Source organism: Streptomyces sp. NPDC090106 (assembly GCF_044747265.1).
Taxonomy (GTDB): Bacteria; Actinomycetota; Actinomycetes; order Streptomycetales; family Streptomycetaceae; genus Streptomyces.
Genome location: NZ_JBIVDS010000041.1, coordinates 1 through 4,040, shown reverse-complemented (window position 1 = coordinate 4,040; position 4,040 = coordinate 1). Strand labels below are relative to the sequence as shown.

Sequence of the window (4,040 nt, the reverse complement as noted above, 5' to 3'; positions counted from 1 at the left end):
TGCTCGCCACCTCCACCGCATCGGTACGTGATCGTCGTGTGCGCGCCGGCGGGCGAGCGCCGCCCGGTCCGGCGCACGGGGCCGGGTCTCACGGCATCCACTGGTACTCGGGGAAGTTCCCGGGCAGGCGCTCGCCCGCCGCGCCCCGCGTCACCGCGCGCACCAGCAGCTCGCCGCCGACGAACGCGCCGCTCCAGGACGCGCCGAACCCGCCGAAGAGTTCGTCGCGGTCACCGCGTGAACGCGGCGTGCCGTGGCCGACCTTGAAAGCACGGATCTGGGGTGCGAGGCGGTCGAAGGTGGCGCGGTCGTCGGTCGACAGGGTGGCCACGAGGGCGCCGTTGGAGGCGTTCATCGCGGCGAGCAGTTCGGCCTCGGTGTCGACGAGGACGATGGTGTCGACCGGGCCGAACGGCTCCGCGTGGTGCAGCGGGGAGGACGAGGGCGGGTTGAGGAGGGTGACGGGCTGGACGTAGGCGGAGGTGTCCTGGCCGGGCAGGAACCGGGCGTCCGCGTCGTTGCCGCGGTGCAGCGGGACGGCGCCCCGGTCGATGGCCTCGGCGACCTGGTCGTGCAGTTCCTTGGCCTTGGCGGCGTTGATGACCGGGCCGAAGTCCAGTGACGGGTAGGGGTCTTGCGGGTTCTCGACGGCGAGCGGGTGGCCGATGCGCAGGGTGCGGACGGCCGGGAGGTAGGCGTGCAGGAACTCGTCGAACAGTTCGCGCTGGACGACGAACCGCGGATAGGCGGTGCAGCGTTGCTTGCCGTAGTCGAAGAGCTTGGGGACGACGGCGGTCAGCGCGTCCCAGTCGGTGTGGTTCCAGATGCCCCAGGTGTTGAGGCCCTCCTGTTCGAGGATGTGCCGCTTGCCGAGGTCGGCGACGGCCGTGGCCACCGCGGCGCCGGTGTCGCGGCCCCCGACGAAGGAGACGCAGCCGATCTCGGGCGCCCGCACCAGCGCCTCCGACAGTTCGCCCCCGCTGCCGCTGACCAGCGTCACGGGGATGCCCTCACGGGCGGCGAGCGCGCAGGCCAGGGTGAGGCAGGCGACCCCGCCGTCGGTGGGGGTCTTGGCGATGACCGCGTTGCCCGCGAGCGCCTGGACCAGCATCGCGTGGACGAGGACGCTCATCGGGTAGTTCCAGCTCGCGATGTTGGACACCGGTCCGTCCAGCGGGGACCGTCCCTCGATCATCGGCTCGATGCCGTCGACGTACCACCGCACGCCGTCGATGGCGCGGTCGACGTCCGCCTGCGCGAGCCGCCAGGGCTTGCCGATCTCCCAGACGAGCAGGAGCGCGAGCAGCTCGCGGTGTTCGGTGAGCGCGTCGAGGGTGGCGGCGACGCGGGCACGCCGTTCACCGAGGGGGACGTGCCGCCAGGCGCGGTGCTGGTCGAGGGAGGCGCGCACGGCGTGGTGCGCGGCCTCGCGGTCCAGGCGCGGAGGGCCGGCGATCGGGCTGCCGTCGACAGGGCTGGTGGCGGGCAGGGCGCGGCCGTCGGCGTGCCAGGCGGCGTTCCAGAGGTTGAGGACCCGGTCGTCGCGGAAGGCCTCGGGGGCGACCGCGAGGCAGCGCCGCCAGGCGTCCGTCCACGCGGTGCCGGACTTCAGCACGAACTGAGCCGTGTTCGTGGGCTGGTTGAGGGTGGATGTCATGCGCTGTCTCCGCTCTCGGTGCACAGTCGGGGGCGGGGGGGGTGAGGTCGGGAGCGACGTCGGTCGCGTGCCGTGACGTGCGTGACGTACGGCGGTCGCTCGGGGTGACGCGGTCGCGCGGGGTGTGTCAATGGCGCGGGGTGTGTCAGGGGCGCGGGGTGTGTCAGTGGCGCGGGGCGCGGTCGGCGGCGTCCAGCAGGCCGAGGGCCAGCCGGGCGGTCCCGGTCGGGGTGTCGCCGACCTTGACGCCCACCGCTTCGAGGGCTTCCTTCTTCGCCCGGGCGGTACCGGAGGAGCCGGAGACGATGGCTCCCGCGTGGCCCATGGTCTTGCCCTCGGGTGCGGTGAAGCCGGCGATGTAGCCGACGACGGGCTTGGTGACGTGGTCGCGGATGTAGGCGGCCGCGCGTTCCTCTGCATCGCCGCCGATCTCCCCGATGAGGACGATGAGTTCGGTGTCGGGGTCGTCCTGGAAGGCGGCGAGGCAGTCGATGTGGGTGGTGCCGACGACGGGATCGCCGCCGATGCCGACACAGGTGGTGAAGCCGATGTCCCGCAGCTCGTACATGAGTTGGTAGGTGAGCGTGCCGGACTTCGAGACCAGGCCGATCCGGCCGGGCTTGGTGATGTCCGCCGGGATGATGCCGGCGTCGGACTGGCCGGGGGTGATGAGACCCGGGCAGTTGGGACCGATGATCCGGGTGCCCTTCGCCCGCGCGTGGGCGGTGAAGGCGACGGTGTCGTGGACGGGGATGCCCTCGGTGATGACGACCGCCAGACCGATGCCGGCGTCGGCCGCCTCGATGACGGCCGCCTTGGCGAAGGCGGGCGGCACGAAGACGACGGTGACATCGGCTCCGGTCGACTGTATACCGTCTACGACCGTCCCGAAAACAGGTACGGCGCGATCGTCGAAGTCGACGGTCCGGCCGGCCTTGCGCGGATTGACCCCGCCCACGACGTTCGTGCCGGCCGCGAGCATGCGGCGGGTGTGCTTCATGCCCTCGCCGCCGGTCATGCCCTGGACGAGGACCTTGGACTCCTTGGTGAGGAAGACGGCCATCTCCCGCTCCTTCAGCTCGTGTTGGCGAGTTCGGCGGCGCGGCGGGCGGCGCCGTCCATCGTGGTGGCCTGCTCGACCAGGGGGTGGGCGCGCTCGTCGAGGACGGCACGGCCGCGGGCCGCGTTGTTGCCGTCGAGGCGCACGACGAGCGGCTTGGTCAGCCGGACGGTGTCGAGCGCGCGCACGATGCCGTCGGCGACCGCGTCACAGGCCGTGATGCCGCCGAAGACGTTGACGAACACCGACTTCACGCCTGGGTCGGAGAGGATCAGGGACAGGCCGTCGGCCATCACGCGGGCGGAGGCCCCGCCCCCGATGTCGAGGAAGTTGGCAGGCCGCGCGCCGCAGCCCGCGACCACGTCGAGGGTGGACATCACGAGCCCCGCGCCGTTGCCGATGACACCGACCTCACCGTCCAGCCGGACGTAGTTGAGGCCCTTGGCGGCGGCCTCCGCCTCCAGCGGATCCTCGCGCGTGTCGCCCTCGGCGCCCCAACGCGCCTGCCGGAAGCGCGCGTTGTCGTCGAGGGTGACCTTGCCGTCGAGGGCGAGGATCCGGCCGTCCTCGGTGCGGACGAGCGGATTGACCTCGACGAGGACGGCGTCCTCGCGGACCAGTACGCCCCACAGCCGTACGAGCACGTCCACGGTCCGCGGCGGCAGTCCGGCGGCCTCGGCGATCTCGGCGGCCTTCGCCGAGGTCACACCCTCGGCCGGGTCGATGTGGATCCGCGCGACCGCCTCGGGGCGGCGGGCGGCGACCTCCTCGATCTCCATGCCGCCCTCGGCGGAGGCGATGGCGAGGAAGCGGCCCGCGGCCCGGTCCAGTACATAGGAGACGTAGAACTCTGCCTCGATGTCGACGGGTTGGGCCAGCATGACCTCGTGGACGGTGTGCCCCTTGATGTCCATGCCGAGGATGTCGCCCGCGACACGCTCCGCCTCGGGCGGTCCGGACGCCCTCCTGACGCCCCCCGCCTTGCCCCGCCCCCCGGTCTTGACCTGCGCCTTGACGACGACCGGGCCGCCGAGCCTGCGGGCCGCCTCCCTCGCCCCCTCGGGCGAGTCCGTGACCTCCGCCCGCGGCACCGGGATGCCGTGTTCCTCGAAGAGACTCCGGGCCTGGTGCTCATAGAGGTCCATGATTCGGCTCCCGTCTTAAAAGTGGTGCACGACCCCTGGACATCACCCATCGGATGCGGGATAACAATCTTCATACAGTATTCGTCGACTGTATGCAATGTGCCGTATGGAACCCGGGACGGACTTCTCCCCCGGCCGCAGCAAGCCACGGACCAGCACGGACAAGCGAGGTGACCTG

Annotated in this window: 3 protein-coding genes; all 3 read right to left on the bottom strand. The window is 71.7% G+C overall.

Features of this window, described 5'->3' with window-relative positions; translation table 11 throughout:
• Nucleotides 1–88: 88 nt before the first annotated feature.
• Nucleotides 89–1,657, bottom strand: a complete 1,569-nt coding sequence (locus ACIPSE_RS47165) for an aldehyde dehydrogenase family protein (protein ID WP_401676373.1) — start codon at nucleotides 1,655–1,657, stop codon at nucleotides 89–91.
• 163 nt (nucleotides 1,658–1,820) lie between these two features.
• A complete protein-coding gene (sucD, locus tag ACIPSE_RS47160; protein ID WP_401676371.1) occupies nucleotides 1,821–2,720 on the bottom strand; it encodes a succinate--CoA ligase subunit alpha in 900 nt (299 codons plus the stop codon).
• 11 nt (nucleotides 2,721–2,731) lie between these two features.
• The gene (sucC, locus tag ACIPSE_RS47155; RefSeq protein ID WP_401676369.1) at nucleotides 2,732–3,862 is read right to left on the bottom strand and encodes an ADP-forming succinate--CoA ligase subunit beta; all 1,131 of its coding nucleotides are present in this window, start codon (nucleotides 3,860–3,862) and stop codon (nucleotides 2,732–2,734) included.
• Nucleotides 3,863–4,040 lie beyond the last annotated feature (178 nt).